Source organism: Oceanobacillus timonensis, from assembly GCF_900166635.1.
Classification (GTDB): Bacteria; Bacillota; Bacilli; order Bacillales; family Amphibacillaceae; genus Oceanobacillus; species Oceanobacillus timonensis.
In genome coordinates, this window is the sequence record NZ_LT800497.1 from 2062351 (window position 1) to 2085245 (window position 22895).

The 22895-nt window shown below is 39.1% G+C and carries 23 protein-coding genes; 14 read left to right on the forward strand and 9 right to left on the reverse strand.

Annotation, left to right across the window (positions count from 1 at the left end):
• Window positions 1-42: 42 nt before the first annotated feature.
• From B7E05_RS10040 to B7E05_RS10070, 7 genes are all read left to right on the forward strand, one after another.
• Window positions 43-219, forward strand: a complete 177-nt coding sequence (locus B7E05_RS10040; RefSeq protein ID WP_080874069.1) for a sporulation YhaL family protein — start codon at window positions 43-45, stop codon at window positions 217-219.
• A gap of 698 nt (window positions 220-917) precedes the next feature.
• Window positions 918-1916: a TRAP transporter substrate-binding protein gene (locus B7E05_RS10045; RefSeq protein WP_080874070.1), complete on the forward strand. Its 999-nt coding sequence runs from the start codon at window positions 918-920 to the stop codon at window positions 1914-1916.
• 15 nt (window positions 1917-1931) lie between these two features.
• A complete protein-coding gene (locus B7E05_RS10050; RefSeq protein WP_080874071.1) occupies window positions 1932-2471 on the forward strand; it encodes a TRAP transporter small permease in 540 nt (179 codons plus the stop codon).
• Entirely contained in the window at window positions 2468-3736 is a 1269-nt protein-coding gene (locus tag B7E05_RS10055; RefSeq protein WP_080874072.1) for a TRAP transporter large permease, read from the forward strand. The genes B7E05_RS10050 and B7E05_RS10055 overlap by 4 nt, the downstream gene beginning before the upstream one ends.
• A gap of 108 nt (window positions 3737-3844) precedes the next feature.
• The gene (locus B7E05_RS10060) at window positions 3845-4438 is read left to right on the forward strand and encodes a thioredoxin family protein (RefSeq protein ID WP_080874073.1); all 594 of its coding nucleotides are present in this window, start codon (window positions 3845-3847) and stop codon (window positions 4436-4438) included.
• 174 nt (window positions 4439-4612) lie between these two features.
• Window positions 4613-5635 (forward strand): 4-hydroxythreonine-4-phosphate dehydrogenase PdxA, encoded by a 1023-nt coding sequence (gene pdxA, locus B7E05_RS10065; protein WP_080874074.1) that lies wholly within the window; start codon window positions 4613-4615, stop codon window positions 5633-5635.
• A gap of 137 nt (window positions 5636-5772) precedes the next feature.
• Entirely contained in the window at window positions 5773-7122 is a 1350-nt protein-coding gene (locus B7E05_RS10070; protein ID WP_080874075.1) for a four-carbon acid sugar kinase family protein, read from the forward strand.
• 126 nt (window positions 7123-7248) lie between these two features.
• Here B7E05_RS10070 and B7E05_RS10075 read toward each other — a convergent pair whose 3' ends face one another.
• The 7 genes from B7E05_RS10075 to B7E05_RS10105 all read right to left on the reverse strand — a co-directional run bounded on the left by B7E05_RS10075 (window position 7249) and on the right by B7E05_RS10105 (window position 11904).
• Window positions 7249-7440, reverse strand: coding sequence for an HPr family phosphocarrier protein (locus B7E05_RS10075; protein ID WP_245833058.1), 192 nt, complete (start codon window positions 7438-7440; stop codon window positions 7249-7251).
• Between the two features lie 147 nt (window positions 7441-7587).
• Window positions 7588-8595, reverse strand: coding sequence for a LacI family DNA-binding transcriptional regulator (locus B7E05_RS10080; protein ID WP_080874077.1), 1008 nt, complete (start codon window positions 8593-8595; stop codon window positions 7588-7590).
• Between the two features lie 233 nt (window positions 8596-8828).
• Window positions 8829-9734 carry a peptidylprolyl isomerase gene (locus B7E05_RS10085; RefSeq protein ID WP_080874078.1) on the reverse strand — a complete coding sequence of 302 codons (906 nt, stop codon included), beginning with the start codon at window positions 9732-9734 and terminating at the stop codon, window positions 8829-8831.
• A 114-nt stretch (window positions 9735-9848) separates the two neighbouring features.
• Window positions 9849-10034 (reverse strand): hypothetical protein, encoded by a 186-nt coding sequence (locus tag B7E05_RS10090; RefSeq protein ID WP_080874079.1) that lies wholly within the window; start codon window positions 10032-10034, stop codon window positions 9849-9851.
• A gap of 141 nt (window positions 10035-10175) precedes the next feature.
• Window positions 10176-10547 (reverse strand): YtxH domain-containing protein, encoded by a 372-nt coding sequence (locus B7E05_RS10095; protein ID WP_080874080.1) that lies wholly within the window; start codon window positions 10545-10547, stop codon window positions 10176-10178.
• A 288-nt stretch (window positions 10548-10835) separates the two neighbouring features.
• Window positions 10836-11354: a tryptophan transporter gene (locus B7E05_RS10100; RefSeq protein ID WP_080874081.1), complete on the reverse strand. Its 519-nt coding sequence runs from the start codon at window positions 11352-11354 to the stop codon at window positions 10836-10838.
• Window positions 11355-11472: 118 nt separating this feature from the next.
• Entirely contained in the window at window positions 11473-11904 is a 432-nt protein-coding gene (locus tag B7E05_RS10105) for an HIT family protein (RefSeq protein WP_080874082.1), read from the reverse strand.
• A gap of 242 nt (window positions 11905-12146) precedes the next feature.
• Between B7E05_RS10105 and B7E05_RS10110 the strand changes: the two genes are divergently transcribed.
• Complete coding sequence (locus tag B7E05_RS10110; RefSeq protein WP_080874083.1) at window positions 12147-12890, forward strand: ABC transporter ATP-binding protein; 744 nt, start codon at window positions 12147-12149, stop codon at window positions 12888-12890.
• Window positions 12883-14103: an ABC transporter permease gene (locus tag B7E05_RS10115; RefSeq protein ID WP_080874084.1), complete on the forward strand. Its 1221-nt coding sequence runs from the start codon at window positions 12883-12885 to the stop codon at window positions 14101-14103. The genes B7E05_RS10110 and B7E05_RS10115 overlap by 8 nt, the downstream gene beginning before the upstream one ends.
• A 46-nt stretch (window positions 14104-14149) precedes the next feature.
• Here B7E05_RS10115 and B7E05_RS10120 read toward each other — a convergent pair whose 3' ends face one another.
• Window positions 14150-15325 (reverse strand): M20 family metallopeptidase, encoded by a 1176-nt coding sequence (locus B7E05_RS10120; RefSeq protein ID WP_080874085.1) that lies wholly within the window; start codon window positions 15323-15325, stop codon window positions 14150-14152.
• A 265-nt stretch (window positions 15326-15590) separates the two neighbouring features.
• Here B7E05_RS10120 and B7E05_RS10125 point away from each other — a divergent pair, with 265 nt between their 5' ends.
• Complete coding sequence (locus B7E05_RS10125; protein ID WP_080874086.1) at window positions 15591-16229, forward strand: phosphatase PAP2 family protein; 639 nt, start codon at window positions 15591-15593, stop codon at window positions 16227-16229.
• Window positions 16230-16329: 100 nt separating this feature from the next.
• Here the strand turns inward: B7E05_RS10125 and B7E05_RS10130 are convergent, their stop codons facing one another.
• Window positions 16330-16827, reverse strand: coding sequence for an antibiotic biosynthesis monooxygenase family protein (locus B7E05_RS10130; RefSeq protein ID WP_080874087.1), 498 nt, complete (start codon window positions 16825-16827; stop codon window positions 16330-16332).
• A gap of 188 nt (window positions 16828-17015) precedes the next feature.
• On the opposite strand from B7E05_RS10130, the gene B7E05_RS10135 reads away from it, so the two are divergent.
• The 4 genes from B7E05_RS10135 to hemY all read left to right on the forward strand — a co-directional run bounded on the left by B7E05_RS10135 (window position 17016) and on the right by hemY (window position 22876).
• Window positions 17016-19223: a transglycosylase domain-containing protein gene (locus B7E05_RS10135; protein ID WP_080874088.1), complete on the forward strand. Its 2208-nt coding sequence runs from the start codon at window positions 17016-17018 to the stop codon at window positions 19221-19223.
• 154 nt (window positions 19224-19377) lie between these two features.
• Window positions 19378-20415: a uroporphyrinogen decarboxylase gene (gene hemE, locus B7E05_RS10140; RefSeq protein WP_080874089.1), complete on the forward strand. Its 1038-nt coding sequence runs from the start codon at window positions 19378-19380 to the stop codon at window positions 20413-20415.
• 122 nt (window positions 20416-20537) lie between these two features.
• Window positions 20538-21473 (forward strand): ferrochelatase, encoded by a 936-nt coding sequence (gene hemH / locus B7E05_RS10145; protein ID WP_080874090.1) that lies wholly within the window; start codon window positions 20538-20540, stop codon window positions 21471-21473.
• The gene (hemY, locus tag B7E05_RS10150; protein ID WP_080874091.1) at window positions 21473-22876 is read left to right on the forward strand and encodes a protoporphyrinogen oxidase; all 1404 of its coding nucleotides are present in this window, start codon (window positions 21473-21475) and stop codon (window positions 22874-22876) included. Before hemH ends, hemY begins: the two co-directional genes overlap by 1 nt.
• Window positions 22877-22895 lie beyond the last annotated feature (19 nt).

A 22895-nucleotide genomic window follows, 5' to 3' on the forward strand; every position in this document is an offset into this window, starting at 1 on the left:
GTTCATATATATTTAGTAAGGAGTGGACAAGGGGGATATAAGATGAGCTCGATTCCAATTTGGGTGTTTGCAGTGATTCTATTGATTTTATTTAGTGGATATATGGCGTTACGTGCATTTATGGCTGAAAAAAAGCTGGATAGACAGTTTATTGAAAGTGAAGGCAAGATCTACATGGAACGGATTCAGGAAGAACGGATGAAAAAAAGAGAACAGTGATAAAATGGATGAAAAAGCGTCCTGTCATTCTTATGCTCAGTATAAGAATGACAGGACGCTTTTTTTAGTGGGATTAGAGACTACATACCCATAATAAGTAGTTAAACGTTTTTCTGTATATTTGATTTTATAGTAAATAAAGTATGATCGAGTGGTGTCTTAAATAGTAATTATTGAAGAACAGAAGAATGGGGGTAAGCACCCTGCTCCAAGAATAGAGAAGAATTGAAACGTCTAAATAGGAGTCGGCGCAACCAGTATGCAGCTCTATTTTTAAAGGAGTATATAAGGTTGTTTCTATTAAGAAGACAAATAACCAGTCATTTCAAGTTGACATGTTTCCGCTTACAGCTTATAATTCAATAAAAAGGTAAAACGTTAAACCTAATAGGAAATTATTTTTCTTGATATATGAATTCCAATTATTAAGAAGAAATGAAATATACGGACGGAGGTGACTTAGCGAAATAACATAACAAATAGGAGAGAACAAGAAACAAACTCATTCAAATTTTATTTGATTTCGTAATCGTTTTCTCAACCAAGATAAAAGTGGAGCTAGATGCTTTGTGGCTGCATTTATGGAATGAAATGACGGTCTAATGACATTGTAGACAAGGTTGTTAACGCCTTCCATAAATAGTAACGATAAAATGAGGGCTTCTAAGAAGAACTGTCGGGGATGGAGGTTAAATAAAGTGAAGATAATTCGAAATGTAAGCGTTTTTGCAATTGTAGTATTAGCGATAGGGATTGTTGTTGCTTTCTTTACAACAAGCAATGCGATGACGGATGACACGATTACGATTCGTTTTGGGCATGACCAAGTAGAGTCGAATGAAAGGCATATAGCAATAATGCATTTTAAAGAACTGGTAGAAGAGAGATCCGATGGGCATATGGAAGTGCAGGTTTATCCGAATAACCAGTTAGGATCTGAGTCGGAAATGGTTGAAAGCGTAGCATTAAATGATTTACAGATGGTTGCTGCAGCGGCTTACAGCCAATATAGTCCGGAAATTAGTATGCTTGAACTTCCATATTTATTTGATGATTATGAACAAGCTTGGGATTCATTGGATGGGGAAGTAGGAGATATCGTAGCTGAACCGTTATTAGATGATAATTTAAGGATTATTTCGTACTTTGAAAATGGTTTTCGTCATATTACAGCCAATCATCCAATTGAAGAACCGGATGATTTAAAAGGAATAAAAATCCGAACGCCGGAGTTTCCTGTAAACGTGAATACGTTAGCTTCTTTTGGAGCAAATCCGACACCAATGTCTTTCGGAGAAGTGTATATGGGGTTGCAGCAAGGTACAATTGACGCGCAGGAAAATCCAGTTGCTAATACTTATGCAAATAAATTAAATGAAGTTCAAGATTATCTTATTATGACAGGTCATCAATATACACCCCTTCCTGTTGCGATTGGAGATGAATTTTGGCAGTCTCTGACACCCGAAGAACAAGACATTATTGAAGAGAGTGCTGTAGAGACAGCGCAATATCATCGTGATTTATTGCGGGAAAATGAAGCGAAAATGATAGAAGAATTAGAAGAACAAGGTATGACAGTGATTGAAAATCCGGATACAGAGGCTTTTGAAGAAGCAGGGGAAGCCGTTTATGAACAGTTTAGAAATGCTTATGGGGATGAACTCTTAGACCAGGTTTTGGATGAGATAGAATAAGGGGTGAGAAAAAACATGAAAGTGTTAAGATGGTTGGATGAGCATTTTGAAGAATATATTCTTGTTTTCTTAAGTGCTTTCACAGTAATTATCATATTTATGCAAGTGGTTATGAGATATATTTTTGGCAACTCGCTTGCTTGGTCTGAAGAAATTGCAAGATATGCTTTTATTTGGCTGATTTACATTGGAGTAAGTTATGGAGTGAAGCGGAATAAACATTTAGGGGTAGACGCATTATCGATGCTATTCCAGCGGAAAGGAAAGTTAATCATTGCAATGATTGCGAATATTTCTTTCCTCATCTTTGCAGTAGTGATGACGTATTTTGGAATTGATATTGTTGCGAGGGTATCCAGAACATCAGCGGCGTTACAAATCCCGTTATTTTGGGTGTATCTGGCTCCGGTTGTAGGTATGCTGTTAACCTCTATTCGATTACTGCAAAAAATGGTCTATGATATGAAAGACTATCGATCTATGAAGAAAAACGAAAATGTAAATAATCAGGATAGAAACGAATCCTTGGCAGGTCAGGAGGAGAAAACAGTATGACACCGTTTATTTTATTTGGCACATTCTTTTTATTTATGGCGTTAACTGTTCCTATCGGAATTGCGCTAGGCATTGCCGGCCTTGTTACTGCCATGTATTCGGCAAATATATCAGTTACTTTTCTATCACAGGGGTTAGTGACATCGACAGATAATTTTGCATTAATGGCGATTCCGTTCTTTATTCTTGCGGGAGAAATCATGGGAAAAGGCGGTATATCCAACCGTCTGTTTGATTTAGCAAATGTTTTTGTCGGCAGGTATACCGGCGGTTTTGCGATGGCAGCTGTTGTTACTTCCATGTTTTTTGCGGCTATTTCCGGATCAGGTCCAGCAACCGTAGCTGCAATCGGGGGTATTATGATTCCGGCGATGGTTGCGGAAGGCTATGATAAAAAATTTGCCACCGCTTTAATTGCAGCAGCAGGTTCATTAGGAATTATCCTGCCTCCAAGTATACCGATGGTTTTGTATGGTATTTCAGCCAATGAATCCATTGGGGATCTATTTCTGGGCGGGATTATTCCAGGTTTATTGATTGGCGGATTAATTCTATTATGGGCCTACATTTATTCGAAAAAGAAAGGCTATGCAGGAACTGGTGAATCGTTCAGTTTTAAAAAATTATTTCAGACGCTTAACCAAGCGAAATGGTCTTTACTGGTGCCGATCATTATCCTTGGTGGTATTTACGGCGGTATTTTCACACCTACAGAAGCTGCTGTTGTAGCTGTGGTCTATGCATTATTTGTAAGTATGTTCTTGCATAAATCAATCAAATTTAAAGATTTGCATGCCATCTTTAGAAATGCAGCATTAAGTTCGGTAGCGATTTTAATTATTATTGGAACAGCCAATGCATTTGGCACAATCTTGTCGATGGAAAGAATTCCACAGGCGTTTGCAGAAGGTTTCTTAACTGTTTCGCCTAATAGCATGGTTATTTTGCTAATGATTATTATCATGTTATTAATTATTGGCTGTTTTATTGATACTGCCGCAGCAGTTATTATATTTACACCGATTCTTTATCCGGTCGCACTTGAAATTGGCATGGATCCAATTCATTTTGGTGTTGTCATGATTGTTACTTTAGCAATTGGATTCATTACTCCGCCATTAGGAGTGAATTTATTTGTAGGATCCGGACTATCTGGTCTAAGTATGCCTGTGCTGGCCAAAGCGGTTATTCCATTCTTTTTTGTTATTTTGTTTGGTCTTCTTTTGATTGCTGCTATTCCGCAGCTAACAACGCTGTTCTTATAGTTTGGCACGTATAAAGAAATCGCTTTTACAGAGAAGTTGCAGGGAGGTATGGACGTACAACGAATGGAATGTACGATATCTTCTATAAAACTCGAAGGAGGAATAAAGATGTCATATACGATTGAATTGGGAACGAATGCACCAGATTTTTCACTTCTGGCGACAGACGGAAAAAATTATCGTTTAAACGATTTTGATTATGCAGAAATACTCGTTGTGTTTTTTACATGCAATCATTGTCCGTATGTGATTGGTTCGGATGAGGTAACAAGGGAAATCGCGGATACCTATAAGGATAAAGGCGTTTCTTTTGTAGGCATTAATTCCAACAGTGCAGAGACAAAAGAATTGGACGCTTATGAATATATGGTTGAAAGAATGGAAGAAAAACGTTTTCCATGGGTTTATCTCCGAGATGAAAATCAAGAAGTGGCCAAAGCATATGGAGCATTAAAAACGCCGCATTTCTTTGTTTTTGATAAGCAGCGCAAGCTTATTTATACAGGAAGGGGGATCAGTAATCCTAAAAATCCTGAAGAAGCATCGGTCAATGATCTGAAAAATGTATTGGAGGAAGTCGTATCAGGAAGAGAAATCACCGAGCCAATGACGAATCCTATCGGATGTAATATAAAATGGAATGGTAAAGATAAATATTGGATGCCTCCAGAAGCTTGTGATTTGATACCGAAAAATAGCTAATAAAAAACGAAATGGGTCGAAAAAACCAGCAAGACAGACTATTGGCAGTAGCTTAGGAGTTCATTTATGAAATGGTTAAACGTTAAAACATTTTATTGACATAGTTAAACCTTACGTATAGAATATAAACTATAAAAACGTTTAACCAAATTAAAATAGATAGGAGTAATGATAATGAGCGGAGATTTAAAAAAACCAGTTGTAGCTGTAACAATGGGAGATCCAGCAGGGATTGGACCGGAAATAACTGTAGACACGATGTTGGCTGAGAAGGTTTATGACGAATGTAATCCCTTCCTTATTGGCTCTGTAGATATTGTTAAAAGAGCTTTAGATATTAAAAATAGTGATTTTAAAGTGAATAAAATTGATTCTCCATCACAAGCTGCATTTACTTACGGTGTAATCGATGTTTTGGAGCCAAAAGAATATGATTGCTCACAAATTGAATTTGGGAAAGTGCAAAAATTGGCTGGAGAAATGTCCTATGGCTATGTAACAAAATCCATTGAATTAGGATTAAATAAAGAAGTTGATATTGTTTCTACAGCTCCTATCCATAAAGAAGCAATTAAGCTGGCAGGTTGTAAACATGAAGGACATACAGAAATATTCGGTGATTTAACAAATTCGGATTATGCATTAACTATGTTTAACTGCCATAACTTGAAAGTATTCTTTGTCAGCCGGCATAAAGCATTGGTTGAAGCTTGCCGTTATGCGACAAAAGATGTTGTTTTAGATACATTGCATCAAATTGATACAGAACTAAAAGGTATTGGATATGAGCATCCGGAAATTGCACTGGCAGCATTAAATCCGCATGCTTCAGATAATGGACTATTTGGTACAGAGGAAAAAGACCATTTAATTCCAGCGGTTGAAGCAGCCAAAGAACAAGGAATGAATGTAGTCGGCCCTGTACCGGCTGATTCTATATTCCATTTAGGATTACAAGGCAAATATGATGCTATTTTATCGCTTTATCATGATCAAGGCCATATTGCTTGTAAGACATATGATTTTGAAAAATCGATTACGATTACGTGGGGCCTGCCGTTTATGCGGAGTTCGGTAGACCATGGCACAGCATTTGACATCGCTGGAAAAGGCATTGCAGGGTCAGTAAGTATGATTGAGTCTACTTTAGTTCCTGTTCAATATTGGAAACAACAACAAAAAGCATTACAAGCATAATATATTACGTTATGATGTTCGAATTTACTCCATTTAAATAGAAATAAAACAGGGAGGGAGACTTTCCTGTTTTATTTCTATAAGGGGTTACTTCGTTCGTTTTCTAAAAAATGCAGTTATCAAAGCGAGGTGCACACATGTCCAAATTAGGTATCGTTGCTGATGATTTAACAGGTGCAACAACAGCAGGTGTCTTATTAGCAAGATCGAATATCCCTGTCGCTGCCTATTTTGATTCAGATAATTTATCTAAGGATAAAGAACAGGAAGCATTTATTTTAACAACAGATTCAAGGTCAATCAAAAAAGAAGAGGCAAAAGCAAGAGTTCAACAAGCTGTGATTCAATTAAAAGAAAACGGTGCCACCTATTTAGCTAAAAGAATTGATACAACATTAAGGGGAAATATAGGTGCTGAAGTAGAAGCCATGCTAGAAATGATGGATGACGATGCTATTGGTATTATGGTTCCAGCAATGCCGCAATCTAAACGGATTTTAGTAGGAGGATATTCGATTATTGATAATATCCCTTTATCACAAACTCCCGTAGCAAAGGATGTACGAACGCCTGTAGAAGAATCACATTGTCCTACCTTAATCAAAAATCAAACGGATTATCCTGTTGAAACCATTTCATTAAATACGATACTGGCCGGTAAAGCATCGCTGGAAAAACGGTTGCAAAAAGTCCGGGAGAGCGGTGCGAAAATCGTTATTGCCGATGCAGTGTCCTTGGAGCATATCGATGTAATCGCACAGGTTGTTTCAGGTTTAAAATGGAATGTACTGATGATTGATCCAGGGCCATTTACAGAGAGAATGGCTTATTATAATGGATTTACGATGAAGGAAGAAGCGTTAAACACCAGTGCTGTTTCTACGGAGCAACAAAAAGGGACTGTTCTTGCCGTTGCTGGCAGTGCTTCCTCTGTAACCAAAGAGCAGATTCATCATTTAGCCAAACAGGAAAATGTGATTCAAATCCCAGTCGCAGCAAAAGATTTAGTGTGTTCTAATGAAACTTCCTCTAAAGAAATCAGACGCGTTATTGATGTAGCGGTAAACCATTTAAAAGATACTTCTCCGCAGGCGCTAATTATCGAAACATCTGTAACAAATGAACGGGTGGATTTAAAGGCCGAGGAGAGAAGGAACGGTTTATCCCTTGGGGACGCTGCTGATAATATCAATAAAGCACTCGGCGAAATTACAAAGGGCATATTATTGCAGACATCTAAAGTGAAAGGGATATATATGACAGGCGGAGACACCATGGTTCATATTTTGAAAACACTGGAAGCAGTTGGAATTAAATTGCTGGACTATGTTATCCCACAGGCCGATTTAGGGATTGTTATCGGTGGTCATTCAGATGGGCTGGTTGTCGTTGGGAAAGGCGGTTTAACAGGATCTGTCCAGACAGCGGCAGATATTGTTGAACGAATTTGTAAAGAGGCAAGTGTTCGAGAGTTGATTGAGAATTGAATGCATTATTAGTAATCGGATGCATTTGTCCCACTGGAGATTATATTAAAAACATGTAAAAAACCATCAATCTGCTTGATGGTTTTTTACATGTTTGATTTTGTGCAATGAAAAGCTGTATGTAGATTATTCTCCTCCAAAAAAGCGGATAATCTCATTAACAGCGTCCTCGGCATCTTTTCCTTCTGCCCGTACAGTAGCTTCGACACCATTTCGCAGTTGCAGCGTCGCAAGACCCAAGATGCTTTTCGGGTTCACTTCATGGATTTGATTTCCAGATTGGTTTCGGATGAATACTTCACAATCATATTTTTGCAATAAGTAACTTAATTCAATAATGGTCTGTTCTTCACTAATATGAATAACGGTGCTTTTTTGAAATGATGATATAATAATCTCCTCCTAAAATGAATCCTACCTAAATTATATAGATAAAAAGCGCACATGAAAAGAAAAACGTTTAACTTAACAGCCGCAGGATTTTCTTTTTATCAAATAAGTAGGCACAATCACTTTGTTCATGTAATCTGGATTATTTATTTTATTTAAGAGCATATCAAAAGCTGTTCTCCCCATTGTCTCTGCAGAAGCGCTAATGGTTGTGATCGGACGGTTAATAATAGAAGCTGACGGAAAATCACCGAAACCAATCACTGCCATCTCATTAGGTATGGATACGTTCATCTCGTTCAATGCAGAAATAGCACCGATTGTCATGGAATCATTCAGAAGGAACATAGCAGTAATATCCGGCTGATTTGCAATCATTTTTTTAACTGCTTTCTCGGCACCCTGAACAGTCGATTCTCCATCAATAATTTGCTCCGGATCTAACGTTAATCCTTCTTGTTCCATAGCAGCTTTAAAACCTTTAATCCGGTTGAAGGTTGGTCCGATATCATCCATTGAATAAACAACCACCATGTTTTTATGTCCGTGTGCTAAAAAGTGTTTCGCTGCATCAAATCCGGCCTGGTAGTCATCCTGATAAACCATGGGCGTGTCCGAAAGCGCATCATGATATCTACTGATTAAAACGATAGGCAAATTCTTCATAATGTTATGTATATCATATGGAAATGGCTTGGAATAATTGGCAGCAGGGGAGAGAATAATACCATCCACCATCTGGGAACTGAACAATTTTAAAGTAGCTTCTTCATAATCCACATCTTCATTTGTATTCACAAAAAGCAGGTTATAATTCATTTCTTTTGCTCTAAGGGAAATAGCGTTTATATATTCTGTGACAAATGAGTCCGGAAAGCTTGGTATAATCAGACCGGCTGTTTTTGTAGTATTATTTCTCAAATTTTTTGCGGAATAGTTAGGTACATAATTATATTTATTGACGATGTCCATGACACGATTATACGTTTCTTCCGTGATTTTTTTACTGCCATTGATTACATGAGAAACGGTAGTTACAGATACACCAGCTTCTTTAGCTATCTCTTTCATTGTGATACGCATTTTTATTCACCTCTGAGAATACGTCGTTTAACAACAATTACGTTTAGTATGTTTTACGAAAATATGTACGTTCATTATAACATTGATACCTTCTGAATAGTATAGATGATTTTTGTTTGCAGAGAGAGGGGAGAGGGGTAACAGAACGAGAACCACACCATTTGTCTTGCATAACAAAAAACAATCGCATGCAAATCAAGCAGCGATTGTTTTTTGTATCAGATGATATTTACTTATTCTTCCACTGGGCTAGCAGGGTCAGCAGGTGCTTGGGGATCTTCTCCGCCGCCTTCAAATATATCCTCTAATCCTTCTGCTGAAACATCTACATCAGCATCTTCAATGAGGCTTTGGACTTTTTCCTGGATTTCTTGCTGATCAGCCTGCTGAAGAACTAATTCACTTCTTAATTCTTCTTTCAGTTCATCAAAATCACCAATAGACTCTTCTTTTTCACGAACATCATTCACTTTAATGATATGATAACCGAATTGAGACTCTACCGGATCACTGACGTCACCAGGTTCCATGTCGAATGCCACTTCTTCAAATTCTGGTACCATTTCTCCAGCAGAGAAATAACCAAGGTTACCGCCGTCTTCTGCACTTCCATCTGTAGAGTATTCAGAAGCTAAATCCTCAAATTCTTCGCCATCATCTAATTTTTCTTTGACTTCATTGGCTGTTTCTTCATCTTGAACGAGAATATGTTGTGCATCTATTTCTGTATTTTTTCTGTCATAGTAATCCTTCAATTCTTCATCTGTGATTTCCATATCTTCAGAAATAGCAGCTTCTTGAAGCATTCCTACATAAACGAGATCTCTCAGTTCTTCTTCATCTCCGAACTGCTGGTTGATCACTTCTTCAAATTGATCTTCCCCGAGTTCCTCTTTCATATTTTCAATTTCATCATCTACTTGCTCATCTGTTACTTCATAATTGTCTTCCAGCACTTTGATGGTAACAAGTTCTTCAAGTACAGCCTGACCATTTCGATCTTTTAATTCATCATAAAATTCTTCTTTGGTAACGTCGCCGGCATCGGTGGATGCAACTACTTCATCGTCGGAAGAACTACATGCAGCTAGTGCAAGTACACTGGCCGATATTGTTGCAGCTAATGTCCATTTTTTCATGTCTGATATACACTCCTACTCTTTCCAAATGTTACTTTTATTGTTTACCATGATTAATATATCATACTTTCTGCATTAAAATAATTATTTTCAATTTTTTACTTAAAAATCACATTAAACTGTCACATTTAAAACGCGTAGGTAAGAACAAACGAGCATGGCTACCAATATCATATTTGTAACCCGGTCCATTCTTTGTGATTTTTGCTTGGACATCTCCATTTTCGTGCTTAAAGCAGTAATCATGACGTTGAAGATAAGTAATACGAAAAAGCCAAAAATAATATAAAAGATAGCCATGTTTATATATACGCCCCTTTACAATAGTAATACTCCTATAACTCTATCAAAAACAAAACGTGTTGAACAGTGAAAAAGCTGATGAAACTCAAAATAAAGAAAGCTTTCACCAGCTGTAAACTGCCGGCAAAAGCTTTCTTTCTATGAATTGGCATTTGTGTTTTTCAGTTTTTCTTCTAGTTCACGAATACTGGACTCAATTTGTTCCAATGACTGATGAATATTTTCTTGTTGAGGTTCAACAGCGGTTTTCCAGTCTTCTACGGATTTTCGCATTTCTTCCGTCAGCTCTTTGACTAACACAGCGCCTTCTTTGGAAGTTCGGAGCAATTGCTCTTTAATACGTATACTGTCTTCTTTTAAGTTCATCAATAATTCTTTTAAATCGGAGGATTGTCTTATCACTCTTCCGCGAACATTCTTACCTGATTCAGGCGTGCTTAACAGTGCAATACCTGCACTGACAGATGCACCCACAATAAATCCCAGGGTTAATGATTTTTTCTTAGACATAGGAAACGCACTCCTTTCTTCTTTCACATATACCTTTTCCTTTTACCATATGTATTTAAACATTTCCTTTTACACAAATGATACATACATATTATAGGAAATGGAATCATTTTCTGCTAGTATAATGTATTTTAACTAACTATAGTTTAACACAAAATAGATAGGATATGATAAATATGCTTTTGGATAATAGAAAAAACATTCGTTCCAATTTGAAATGGAACGAATGTTTCGGAAGACGAAGAGAAGGGGGAGTAATCTTCTCACTTAGCTGGCTCCTCCTTCATCTTATACCGCAGCTACTTTACTTCGTTTCATAATACCCTCGACAATTGGATAGACGACAACCATGATAACGGTATTTAATACTGCTGCCGGCAGAACAACAGCTGCGAATAAAGCCGGAAAACCGCCTTCCATAAACCCGATAAGGAACAGGGCAACAGATAAAAAGATACTGCCGCTAATCAGTGTCCCTGCAAAAGTTAATACAGATGCAGCTACTTTTGTATTCAGATGCTTTCCTACCAGTAAAAATAGCAGGAAGAAAGCAACTGCTGTCAACGGTTTATCTATCATATTAGCGATTTGTCCTCCCGGAGCTGCTGTAGTTAATGCAGAAATCGCACCTGTTGCAAATGCGAGCAGAAGAACATAATTCCATTTTGGAAATAAAATAATTCCTAAAAACATCATTGCCAGCATCATATCAGGCTTTACTCCAAATAATAGCGGGGGCATTACAAAATGCAGTACGGTACCGATACTCACCAAAAGGGCAAGAATGGTTAAAATTTTTGTCTTCATTACTTAACTCTCCTCTGCTTTTCTAAACTCTGCTTTCCGTCTGTGCGCTCATCGCCAGACGCGAAAGTGTATCACCAGTATATCAAATGCTGGTTAAAATAAAAAGTACTGCCCGGATTTACGCTTGAATTTGTTCATGAATGGTTTTAGCCATCGCTTGTAAATCGTCGGACGTATAATCTTCCGTGTGCGTAATCCAGTTTGGCGTATAACCGTCCCCATCACCATAACGGGGGATCAAATGAACATGCAGATGGAATACAGATTGCTCTGCAGCTGCTTCATTGTTATTGAGCATATTCATTCCTAACGGTTGATACGCATCACGGATAGCGTTGGCAATGACCGGTACTCTGCTGAACAATTCTTTCGCTATTTCCGGCGGTGTTTCATAGATATTTTTCGTGTGTTCTTTGGGAATAACAAGGGTATGCCCTTTGGTTACTTGACTGATATCGAGGAAAGCATATACCTTTTCATCCTCATAAACCTTTGCTGATGGAATAACACCATCGATAATTTTGCAAAAAATACAATCTTCATGCTTCATATTTTGTTCCTCCTATCAATGAAAAATGGATGCTTACATCTATTGTATAGAGTTATAACGGGTAAAGTAAAGGAATCTATATTATTCTAGTTAAGGGAAGTGTGAAAAAGAATGCTGCTGTCATTTTAAAGCGGAAAATGCTATACCTTATCAAATGTTCCCATCATTTGCAGAACGGTTCATTTTGGAATCTTTTATGAATAATGATAAAATCAGATTAGTGAACAAAGGAGGTTAATAAGGTGAGTCCTTTATTACATATTGAAAACTTATACGGGGGATATACCCACAAGAATGTATTGCATGATATATCATTTGATTTAAATAAAGGAGAAATCGTCGGGCTGATCGGGTTAAACGGCGCCGGGAAGAGTACAACCATTAAGCATATCATTGGGTTGATGCAGCCAAAAAAAGGGGTGGTGCAAGTACAGGGGAAAAGTTTTCAGGATGATCCGGAAGCATATCGTAACCAGATGGCATATATACCGGAGATGCCCATCCTGTATGACGAGCTGACGCTGTATGAACACCTTCGTTTGACAGCGATGGCTTACGGCATTGAGGAAAAGGTATTTGAACAAAGGCTGCCGCAGCTTTTAAAAGCATTCCGGCTGGAAAAGAAACTAAAATGGTTCCCGGTACATTTTTCAAAAGGAATGCGGCAGAAGGTCATGATTATGTGTGCTTTTCTGATTGAACCGCCGCTTTATATCGTCGATGAGCCATTTGTTGGGCTGGACCCATTGGGTATCCAATCTTACCTGCAGACGATGGATTCGATGAAAAAACAGGGGGCAGGTGTCTTAATGTCCACCCATATTCTCGCGACAGCAGAAAGGTACTGTGATCGTTTTCTGATTATGCATGATGGAAAATTGCGTGCAGAAGGAACGTTAGAGGAATTGCGCAAAGATTTCCAGATGCCGGATGCAACGTTAGATGATTTGTATGTTCAGCTGACAAAGGAAGATAGCCATGTTTGATTCCCATGAACTCTATAAAAAACGCTTATCTTCTCATGTTACCAATTTAAGCAGGTATTTAAAATATATGTTTAACGGGCATATTGCCTTCGCTATGCTGTTTTTCGTTGCTGCGACAGCATATTATTACCAGCAATGGCTGGAACAGCTACCGCCGAATTTTCCGACCGGTATTATTATGGGAATCGTTTTAGGTTTGCTGATGAGTTATAATCCAATACGGACGCTGTTGCAAGAACCAGATCTCGTATTTCTTATTGCTGCCGAGCAGCGGATGGGACCGTATTTCCGAAATAGTATTATTTATAGTTTTATCATTCAAATGTATCTGGTTGTATTAGCAGCAGCTGCATTTGGTCCGTTATATTTTGCAAGCTTCAGCGGACGGACAGGTAGTGTCTATTTAGTGATGCTGCTGTTATTCCTTGTTTTAAAAGGAATGAATATGCTGACCAACTGGCATATGTTAAAAGTCCGGGAAAAAAGTTTACGTACCGTTGATTTAACCGCACGAACACTTCTTAATATCGTTATCGCGTATTTTATAATCGAAGGACATGCTGTATTTGCCATTATCAGTATTGTGCTGTTACTGCTCGTTATCGTGTATGATTTTACAGTAGCTGTTAAACAGCCGGGAATCTCTTGGGAGCTATTAATAGAAAAGGATCAAATGCGTCTGCAATCCTTTTACCGTATCGCCAATTTATTTGCGGATGTCCCGCATCTGAAAAATAAAGTGAAGAAAAGGGAGTGGCTGACCAGACCCATTATCAGCAGGGTTCCATTTGCACAGTCAGCGACCTATGATTACTTATATCAACTTTCCTTTCTACGCAGCGGGGACTACTTAGGAATGTATGTCCGGCTCGTTATCATAGGCGGTATTTTTATTTGGGTTATTCCAAATGGCTGGATAAAAATATTATTTGCGATTCTGTTTATTTATTTAAGTGTGTTTCAAATGATGGCTCTATACCATCATCACCGTACTCAAATGTGGCTGGATCTTTATCCGGTGAAACCAGACTTAAAACGAGCGGCAGTCATAGCAATTATCCGGAAGCTTGGTTATGTACAAACAATTGTTTTCACGCTTTTATTTCTTTTCCAGTTCGAGTGGCTGGGCAGTATCATTCTGTTCATTGGCGGTCTCGCTTTTGTCTGGGCATACGTCACATTCTATGTTCAGCCCAAATTGGGTAAAATGTAAAAATAAGCTGCCAGGAGGGATTTTTTCCATCTGGCAGCTTATTTTTTTAATTGTATTTTTTCTGATAGGCGATATAAATATTCGCGAAAGCTTTTGCGGCAGTAAGCAAGGCTCTTTCGTCGATATCAAATTTAGGATGGTGGTGCGGATAATCATTTCCTTCCAGATTCGCACCTGTGAGAAAGAAAGCACCCGGTTTTTCTAATAAGTAATAAGCAAAATCTTCGCCAACCATTAAAGGTTCTATTGTTGAAGCAACATCTACACCATCTATATCTTTGGTCGTTTCCAGAACCAGTTCTGACTGTTCCGGATGATTGATAACGGGCGGATACCCTTTAATATAGTTAAATTCATAAGAAGCTCCAAAGGAATCACAAATTCCTTTTAGAATTTGTTCCATTTCTTGAATGATTTTTTCCTGAACGGCGATATCAAAGTGTCTGACGGTCCCAATCAATTTAGACTGGTCTGCAATAATATTAAAAGCATTGCCTGCTTCAAAGATTCCGATAGAAATAACCGCAGATGCCAACGGATTTAAACGTCTGCTTACAATCTGCTGAAACTGTGACACCACTTCCGCCCCAATGACGATGGCGTCCTGTGTATCCTGCGGAATAGCACCGTGTCCACCTTTACCTTGCACTGTAATTTCAAAGCGGTCTGTACCGGCCATTAGAGCCTGAGGAGCAGAATAGATACTGCCAAGCGGTAACGGGGCCCACAGATGGGTGCCGAATACAGCGTCTACATCTTTTAAAGCACCAGCTTCAATAATGGGCTTTGCACCCCCGGGAGCATATTCTTCTGCATGCTGATGGATAAAAACAATCGTTCCTTCCAATTCATCCTGGAATTGCTGCATAACTTTTGCAAATGTAAGTAAGGTCGCTGTGTGTCCGTCATGGCCACAAGCATGCATGACACCTGCAACCTGTGATTTATAAGGAACATCTTTCTCATCTTGTATGGGGAGCGCATCAAAATCGGCACGGAAGGCAACCGTTTTACCGGGTTTTGCTCCTTTCAAGGTGGCTATAACACCATTTCCGCCCACATTTTTTTCATAAGGAATACCTAGGTCTTCATAGTAATTAGCAATGTATTTAGCTGTTTCTGTTTCCTGGAATGACAATTCCGGATGCTGATGCAAATATCTGCGGATGTCCACCATTTCTTCATATGTGTTATCAAGGCGTGAATGAATAGCTGATAACATTTGATCACCTCTTAAATTTTGTTAATACATGAAGAATAATCTGGTCATTCATGTTATTCTACATGTATTCTATCATATCATTTATGAAAGAACCTGTAGAATGAAATATTTCATTTCTCGAAATAATGTATCCGTACGTGAGAGAATTCAAAAACATAAGACGGGATAGGCAGGGAAAAACAAATGCATTCGTGGATTTTTTATTTTCGTTGGTGATCGTCTCAAAACTGTGTAGCCTCAAAGAGGGAGAAGAAAGGAAGATTGGATGAAAAATAAGTCAGCAGTTATTTTATGTTGTGTATGGTTTATTGCTTTTTTGCTAAGTGTTTTCTGGGTAATACAAATAAAGCTTGATATATTACCGTATATAGACCGATGGACAAGTGAAATTGTTCCGCTAGTTCATGGATCAGCTACCTATCAATTTTTTAGAATCATTACCGAATTGGGGTCTTCGAATGTATTGATACCCATTGCGATAGCGGCAGCTGCGATTTTTGTGTTGCTATACAGGCATTGGTATCCGGCACTGTTGCTTTTAGCAGGATCTTTATTTGCACATTTACTAAATGTGTTTATCAAACAGCTGGTAGCCAGGGAAAGACCGAGTATCTCTGTCGCATTAAATGCAGAGGGATTCAGTTTTCCATCCGGGCATAGTATGATTTCCATGGTTTGTTATGGACTGATTGCCTATCTGCTATGTAAAAAAATACGTTCAGAAAAATTAACATGGACGGTGCAAATCGTGTTTGGAACGCTTGTCTGTTTGATTGGAGTCAGCCGTTTTTTTATCAATGTACATTATATAACGGACGTTATCGCCGGATTCACGATCGGCTTTGCGGTTCTTTACGCATATATACGCTTGGATAAAAGAATACCGGATTGGAGGCAAAAATAAGATCTGCGTTACAATCGTTTCCGTTTATACGGATTGGTTATTGTTTTGAACGCATTAAAAGGTTGTTCGATGGGGAACAACCTTTGGAGTGAATGATATATTATTTTTCCTTCTCATGCATATGACCTGTGACAACAAACGGCCGCTCCATAAAGTAGCTCGGCTGTTTTGCTTGTTGGGAGTCATGTGCTTTTTTAAATTGATCGGAGTTTTTCCAGTTCTCAAAGTCAGCAAATGATTTCCATTGTGTTAATACAACATATTTACTTGTCTTTTCCTGACGAAGAAAACGCCATGCCTGAAAGCCATCCATTTTTTCAATACCGCTGTCATTGTGTTTCATACGGTATTCAAACGTGGAACTGCTGTCTTCCGATACCGGAAGATGATTCATGACCACATATCCTTGTTTGGATAATACGCCAACCGATTTTAATACCTCAAAAGATTGTCCGGCTGAAAAAATATTCTTAGAACTGTTTTCATAATAAGCAATGCCGCCATCATTACTGGCAATAAAGTAAAAATCAATCTCCGTATGTTTTTGCTCCAATTTTTCCAAAAAATCGATCGTTCCTCTTGACATAAACGCCTTCATCAAATTCCTCCTTCATTTGTCAACCTTTCTGAAACATCATCTTATATAATTAAATTGTACACAAATGCAAATAATATTGAAAACAATTTACATCTGTCGGATATTGGCGTAATTTAGGTGTGTCCATTCTTTATCAAAAGATAAGAATAACGTATAATAAAAGGGTATACGCTACTTGAGGTGAGCTTATGAGCACAGAAAAAAGAACGGAACAAAGAAATGAAAAAAGAAACGAAAGAAGAAAAAATCAAAAGAATTTGTTCCGGCAAAGAATAAAATGGCTGGGAATTGCTATTGCGGCCGTTTTTCTCCTGTTGTTAAGCGGTTATGGACTGCTTATTTTAGGTGGGAAAATGATTGCAAATGAAGATGATTTACAACTTGATTTGACAACGACGATTCGTACCGCAGATGGAGAAGAAATCAGAACATTATATAATGAAAACAGGGAGTATGTTTCGACAGAGCATATCCCCGACCATGTCTTGCAAGCATTTATTGCAGTAGAAGATCGCCGGTTTTATGAACATCAGGGGGTTGACCTGCAATCGATTGGACGGGCTGTGTACCGTGATATCATAGCAAGAAGTAAAGTAGAAGGCGGCAGTACGATTACACAGCAATTATCTAAAAACCTGTTTCTTTCAAATGATAAATCCTGGACCAGAAAAATAAAAGAAGTGATGGCATCTCTTTACCTGGAACGAACACATAGTAAGGAAGAAATATTGGAGCTGTATGTTAATCAGATTTATTTCGGAGAAGGTGTGTATGGACTCCAAAAAGCTTCCGAACACTTCTTCTCCAAAGATGTAGATGATTTAACTGTTTCCGAAGGGGCACTGCTCGCTGGGTTAATGAAAGCACCTAACGGCTATTCGCCTATCAATCATCCCGAAAAAGCAGCTGAACGGCGAAATGTCGTCTTAAATACCATGGAATCAGCTGGATTTATAGATGAAGAAACGCTTCAATCAGAACAGGAAAAAGGATTGGGAATCAATCAGACAGAAGACGAAAGAGGAGAAAATCCATGGGTCGACAGTTATGTGGATATAGCCATTAAAGAGGCGGCAGAAGAGCATGATTTAAGCGTTGACGAACTGCAAAGCGGAGGCTATGAAATTACCGTATATATGGACGACGATTATCAGCAGATTGCCTATCAGAACTTTCAGGAGGATGCTTTCTTTCCTGGTAATACAGACGGGACAGAAGGGGCTTTTGTCATGCTGGATAAGAATAATGGCCATATTGTAACTGCGATCGGCGGCCGTGAATATAATTTTGGTGACCTAAACCGGACAAACGTGGAGCGTCAGCCAGGGTCAACCTATAAACCAGTTGCCGTATATGGCCCGGCATTAATGCAGGGAGACACGTATAATCCGTATACGGTTATCCCGGATCAATATATGGATGAGTATGAAGTAACCAATGCTAGTGGAGAATATAAGAATAACATTACGATTTATCAAGCAATTGTTGAATCAACCAATACGTCTGCAGTCTGGCTGCTTGATGAAATTGGGATAGATAATTCGAAGTCCTATTTGGAAAAATTGGGCATGCCTATTGATGATAAAGGATTATCCATTGCATTGGGCGGGCTGGGGAAAGGTGTTACACCGCTGCAAATGGCGCAAAGTTACCAGAGCTTTGCCAACAATGGCGAGATGTCGAAAGCAACAGCAATTGCTGAAATAAAAGACCGTAATGGCGAAGTGATTTACGAGTCGGAAACTAATAATGAAGAAGTATTTACACCACAGGTTGCCTGGGATATGACAGAAATGCTGAAAGAAACCGTTCGCACAGGAACAGCAACGGCAGGATATTATGGCAAAGAACTGGCAGGAAAAACAGGAACAACGCAGCACCCTCTCGTTGATGGGGCGTCCAAAGATGCTTGGTTTGTAGGGTATTCACCGGATTACGTAACAGCAATGTGGATGGGTTATGACCAATCTGATGCGGAGCATTATTTAACAGGCGGAAGCTCTTATCCGACTTCATTAACCAAAAAAATATTGACGGATATAGATAATCAGTCTGGTTCAGCATTGACCGCTTCCTTTGAGAAACCGGATGATGTAGAAGCTTTACCGGACCCGATTGATTTACCGGAAATTGACAACGTGAATGCGAGCTATACTTTTGGCGGATTTGCCATGGTGAAAGGAAAGTTAACCTGGGAAGGTTCGACAGATGATCGTGTCATCTATCGTGTGTATAAAGAAGAAGAGGGCAATGATGAACTGGTAGGAGAAGTGGAAGGAGAAAATGAATTTATCGTTGACGATGTCTGGTTCCGCAACGAAACCTATTATGTTGTTCCGGTTGATCCTATAACCAGTATGGAAGGTTCTCGTTCTGCTTCTGTATCCTTTTTTTGATAGCGAGTAGACATGCTTGCTTTATAAGAAATATCTTCTTAGAATAATTATAAAATGAGACAATTTGATGACAAACAGTTCCCATCTCTATACAGATACGTGATAAATCGGTATAGTTGTAGGTGGAATAAGAATATAAGAGGATGAACGTTGCATGGCAAAAGAGAAAAACACAACAATTTTAGACGCTTATCGCGGAAAAAAAACAGACTATACACCAGCCTGGTTTATGCGCCAGGCTGGCAGATCACAACCGGAATACCGGGCGTTAAAAGAGAAATATTCCCTTTTTGAAATTACACATCAACCGGAGCTTTGTGCCTATGTTACCAGGCTTCCGGTCGAAAATTATGGCGTGGATGCGGCGATTCTTTATAAAGATATTATGACGCCGCTGCCTGCTATCGGAGTCGATGTGGAAATCAAAAGCGGGATTGGCCCGGTAATTGAACAGCCAATCCGGACGAAGCAGGATATCGAAAAACTTGGGGAGATTGATCCGGAAACGGACATTCCATATGTACTGGATACGATTCGTTTACTCGTGGAAGAACAGCTGGATGTCCCGTTAATCGGTTTTTCCGGCGCACCATTTACGTTGGCAAGCTATATGGTTGAAGGCGGACCTTCTAAAAATTACACCAAAACAAAAGCTTTGATGTACCGGGAGCCGGAAACCTGGTTTGCATTAATGGATAAATTAGCAAAAATGATTATTCGTTATGCAGAAGCGCAAATAAAAGCCGGCGCAAGTGCGATTCAGATTTTTGACTCCTGGGTCGGTGCGTTAAGTGCGGAAGATTATCGTTATTTTATTAAACCAGTGATGACAGATATTTTTGTTGCATTAAAAAAATACGATGTTCCGCTTATTACCTTTGGCGTAGGGGCAAGCCATTTGCTGCTTGAGTGGAATGACCTGCCTGTTGACGTGATTGGACTGGACTGGCGTACTTCCGTCAATGAAGCCAGAAAACGGGGTGTCACGAAAACACTGCAAGGGAACCTGGATCCTGCTATTCTACTCAGTGATTGGGAAACCATTGAAAAAAGAACGAAAGCGATTCTTGATCAGGGGATGCATACAGAAGGGTATGTATTTAATCTTGGTCATGGTGTGACACCTGATATTAAGCCGGAAACTTTAAAACGGCTGACAGAACTTGTTCACAGCTATTCAAAACAAAATTAAAAGAACGCAATTCCGAGTCCTTGTAATCGGATTTGGGGCAGTTCTTTCTGTCCTGAAAGCAGACGTATAAAACGTATACTTTCTAACTTTTGAACAACAAAATGTAACGAGGTGTATTGGAAATGGAAAAAAAGAAATTGGGATTATTAGTAATGGCATACGGTACGCCATATAAAGAAGAAGATATTGAACCGTATTATACAGATATTCGTCATGGAAGAAAGCCTGAGCCAGAGGCGCTGCAAGATTTAAAAGATCGTTATAAAGCGATTGGCGGTCTTTCTCCTTTAGCCAAAATAACCAAAGAGCAAACTGCTGCATTAGAAAGCAAACTGAATGAATTACAGGATGAATATGAGTTTAAAGCATACATTGGTTTAAAACATATTGCTCCATTTATTGAGGATGCAGTAGAAGAAATGGCGAAAGACGGCATAGAAGATGCGGTTTCCATTGTTTTAGCACCGCACTATTCTACATTCAGTGTGAAATCATATAATGAACGTGCGAACAGCACAGCTGAAAAACACGGTATAAACATTGAATCTGTACAAGATTGGTATACAGAACCAGGGTTTATTGACTTCTGGGCAAAAGGTGTGCAGCAAACTTTTGCGAAAATGCCTGCGGAAGAAAAAGAAAATGCAGTATTAATCGTGTCTGCTCACAGCCTGCCGGAGAAAATTCTTCAAAACGGCGATCCATATAAGCAGCAATTAGAGGAAACAGCACAATTAATTGCAGAAGCTGCAGATGTGAAAAATTATGCAGTAGGCTGGCAAAGTGAAGGAAACACACCAGATCCTTGGCTTGGACCGGATGTACAGGATTTAACTCGTGAATTGTATAACAAAGAAGGATACAAAGCGTTTATTTATACGCCTGTCGGCTTTGTAGCGGATCACCTTGAAGTGCTGTATGATAATGATTATGAATGTAAAGTTGTCTGTGATGAGATTGGAGCAAGCTATTACCGTCCGGAAATGCCAAATGCCAACCCGGAATTTATTGAAACGCTGGCAAATGTGGTATTAAAAAAAGTAAAGCGTGCTTCCTGATGGATAGAAAAAAAGTAGTTATTGTAGGCGGCGGTATAACAGGGTTATCTGCCGCCTATCATCTTCAAAAAAAAGTGAAAGCAGCAAAACTTCCAATCGATATCACATTGGTAGAAGGCTCAGACCGATTAGGCGGCCGCATTCATACAATCAAAAAAGATGGCTTTACGATTGAGAAAGGTCCCGATTCTCTATTAGCACGTAAGCCAGCAGCGATGGCGCTAGTGGAAGAATTAGGTATTTCAGATCAAGTAAGGAGAAATTCGACCGGACAGTCTTACATGCTGATTAAAAATAGCTTGCATAAAATGCCAAAGGGTGCTTATATGGGCGTTCCAAAAGAAGTAGGTCCACTTTTGCGTTCGAATTCCTTTACATTATCCGGAAAACTCCGTGGGTTAATGGATTTGATGAAACCGAAGAAGAAAAGTAAAGAAGATGAGTCCTTAGGACATTTTATGCGGCGTCGTTTCGGCGATCAAATCGTCGATAATCAGATTGATCCGCTATTATCAGGTATTCACTCCGGCGACCTTGATCAGATGAGTCTGCAGGCGATTTATCCTGTGTTTGGGGAAATGGAACAGGAATATGGCAGTGTGATGAAAGGCCTGAATAAAACAATGCCGAAGCCTGCTAAAAACAAAAAGGCGAAACCTTCTAAAGGCCAATTTTTCTCGTTCACCAATGGATTGCAGACGCTTGTTCATACGCTGGAAGCAAGCCTTGATTCTGTGGAAATTATCCGTGGGAATAAAGTAAATCATATGGAGAAAAAAGAAGCGGGCTATCATATCCTGCTGGACTCCGGCGATGTTTTAACAGCTGATTTTGTTTTATCCGCGGTTCCGCATACACAGGTTCCGGGCATGCTAAGCAAGCATCAGCCGCTGCAGAAATTATATGATATTCCAGCCACATCAACTGCCAATGTCGTTCTTGCTTTTGATGAAAAACAAATCAAACGTGATTTGGACGGCACCGGATTTTTAGTGACAAGAAACAGTAACTACCGGATTACCGCCTGCACATGGACCCATCGTAAATGGGAAGGAACGGCACCGGCAGGCAAAGCGTTATTACGCTGTTATGTTGGGAAACCTGGTGATCAGGACATTGTGAAAGCATCCGATCAAACACTCGTAGATACGGTATTAAAAGATTTAAATAAAGTCATGAAAGTAAAAGGGCAGCCTTTATTTTATGAGGTGACCCGATTTATTGATGCCAGACCGCAATATCATACAGGTCATTTGGAACTTGTCCGCCGCGTACGCGCTTATGTAGCTGATAATCTTCCAAACCTGGAATTAATAGGCAGCTCCTATGATGGCACCGGACTTCCGGATTGCATTGAACACGGTCAAAAAGGTGCTGCGCTGGCATTGGAAGCATTGACGTAAGAAAACACCCGGTTCGCTT